2 protein-coding genes and 1 pseudogene are annotated in these 2,186 nt (G+C 70.8%); 2 read left to right on the plus strand and 1 reads right to left on the minus strand.

Translation table 11 applies throughout. The features are described from left to right. Both ACOJSN_RS20940 and ACOJSN_RS20945 read left to right on the plus strand, forming a co-directional pair. Positions 1 to 381 (plus strand): annotated as a pseudogene (locus ACOJSN_RS20940) (hypothetical protein); the annotation flags it as partial. 40 nt (positions 382 to 421) lie between these two features. Further along, complete coding sequence (locus ACOJSN_RS20945) at positions 422 to 1,240, plus strand: sulfite exporter TauE/SafE family protein (protein ID WP_420114418.1); 819 nt, start codon at positions 422 to 424, stop codon at positions 1,238 to 1,240. A 3-nt stretch (positions 1,241 to 1,243) separates the two neighbouring features. Here ACOJSN_RS20945 and ACOJSN_RS20950 read toward each other — a convergent pair whose 3' ends face one another. After that, the gene (locus ACOJSN_RS20950; protein WP_420114419.1) at positions 1,244 to 2,104 is read right to left on the minus strand and encodes a tryptophan 2,3-dioxygenase; all 861 of its coding nucleotides are present in this window, start codon (positions 2,102 to 2,104) and stop codon (positions 1,244 to 1,246) included. Between the last annotated feature and the right edge of the window lie 82 nt (positions 2,105 to 2,186).

Below are 2,186 nucleotides of genomic sequence, written 5' to 3' on the forward strand. Positions count from 1 at the left end.
GGCCTCGGCATCACGGCGATCGAGCTCACCACCGGGCAGGCTCTGTCCGGGCGGGAGGGCACCACGATCTCGCAGGTCGGGCAGGGATCGGCCGCCGGAGCGCCGGAGCAGCAGCCGTTGAACCAGCCGCCCGCGGAGGAACCCACCACCGAGGACGAGGTCACCGAGGAACCCAGCGAGACCCCGTCGGAGACCCCCACAGAGGCTCCCTCCGACGACCCCACCGACGAGGGCGAGCCGACCGAGGAACCCACCGAGACGCCGTCCCAGGCCCCGACCGAGACGCCCACCGAGACTCCCTCCGACGACCCCACCGAGACCCCCTCCGACGACCCCACCGAGGACCCCACGACCAGCGAGGGCGCGACGCCCACGCCGTGACCCGCGGGCGCCGACCGCGCCCGCGTGGTAGGACAGCGCTGTGCTCGCCGACGGATCTCTCACGCTGCCCGGTTTCGGGAACGTCGAGATCACCCTGACGCTCCTGCTGCTGCTCATCCTCGCGGGGATGGCGGCCGGATGGGTCGACGCGGTGGTCGGCGGCGGCGGGCTGATCCAGCTGCCCGCGCTGCTCGTGCTGTTCCCGCAGATGACCGCGGTGCAGGCGCTGGCGACCAACAAGGTCGGCTCGATCATGGGCACCTCGATGAGCTCGGTGACCTACTACCGGCGCATCCATCCCGACCTGCGCACAGCCGCACCGATGGCCGTGGCCGCGCTCATCGCCTCGATCGGCGGTGCTGCGCTCGCCTCCTACATCCCGGAGGCCGCGCTGCGCCCGATCATCATCGCGGTGCTCGTGGGCGTGCTGGCGTACACGCTCGCCAAGCCGGCGATGGGGGCGATGACCGAGCTGCGGTGGGAGGGCAACCGCCACTACGGCGCCGCCGCCGGCATCGGGCTGGTGATCGGGCTCTACGACGGGCTGCTCGGCCCGGGGACCGGCTCGTTCCTCGTGATGGCGCTCGTGGGCGTGATCGGGTACGCGTTCCTGCCCGCCTCGGCGCTGGCGAAGATCGTGAACTTCGCGACCAACCTCGGGGCGTTGCTGTTCTTCGTGCCCGCCGGTCACGTGCTCTGGGGCGTGGGGTTGGTGGTCGGCGCGGCGAATCTCGTGGGCGCCTACATCGGCGCGCGGATGGCCGTGGCCAAGGGGAACCGGTTCGTGCGGGTCGCGTTCCTCGTGGTCGTCGCCGCGCTCATCGTGAAGATGGGGTGGGACGTGACGCACCCGGCGTGACGCTCAGCCGAGGCGAGTGCGCACCTCGAACAGCTCGGGGAAGAACGTGAGGTCGAGCGCCCGGCGCAGGAAGTCCACGCCCGAGGAACCGCCGGTGCCGGTCTTGTGGCCGATCGTCCGCTGCACCACCTGCAGGTGCCGGAACCGCCACTGCTGAAAGCTGTCCTCCACGTCCACGAGCTCCTCGCACGTCTCGTACACGCCCCAGTGCTCCCCGGGCTCGGCGTAGACGCCGGCGAACACCTCCACGAGGTCCGGGTCGAGCCGGTACGGCAGGGTCACGTCCCGCTCGAGCAGCCGCTGCGGCACCGGGTAGCCGCGGCGGGCGAGGAACGCCAGGAAGGCGTCGTACAGCGACGGCTCCGCGAGCAGCGCCTGCAGCCGCTCCTGCGCGGCCGGGTCGTGCCGGAACACCCCGACCATGTCGGCGTTCTTGTTGCCGAGCAGGAACTCGACCTCGCGGTACTGGGCCGACTGGAATCCCGACGACGTGGCCAGGTACGGCCGGATCTCGGCGTACTCGCTCGGTGTGAGCGTCGCCAGCACCGACCACTGGTCGGTCAGGACTCGCTGGACGTGCTTGATGCGCGCCAGCCGCTTCAGTGCCGGGCCGAGCTCGTCCAGATCCAGCAGCGACCTCGCCGAGCGCAGCTCGTGCACCATCAGCTTCAGCCACAGCTCGCTGGTCTGGTGCTGGATGATGAACAGCAGCTCGTCGTGCTGCGGCGGGTCGGACTGCGGCACCTGCGCCGACAGGAGGGCGTCGAGGTGGAGATAGTCGCCGTACGACATGTCGCGGGAGAAGTCGCGCTGGATCCCGGACTCGAGATCGCGGGCGACCGTCGGGTCGGGATCGTCTGCCACGTTGCCAACCTACGCGGCTGAGGTGAACTGGCGCGCAGGTTCTGGAGGCGGCACGACCGTCTGTCCACAGGTTCGCCCCGAT

This window comes from Pseudactinotalea sp. (assembly GCF_048594945.1).
GTDB lineage: Bacteria > Actinomycetota > Actinomycetes > Actinomycetales > Beutenbergiaceae > Pseudactinotalea.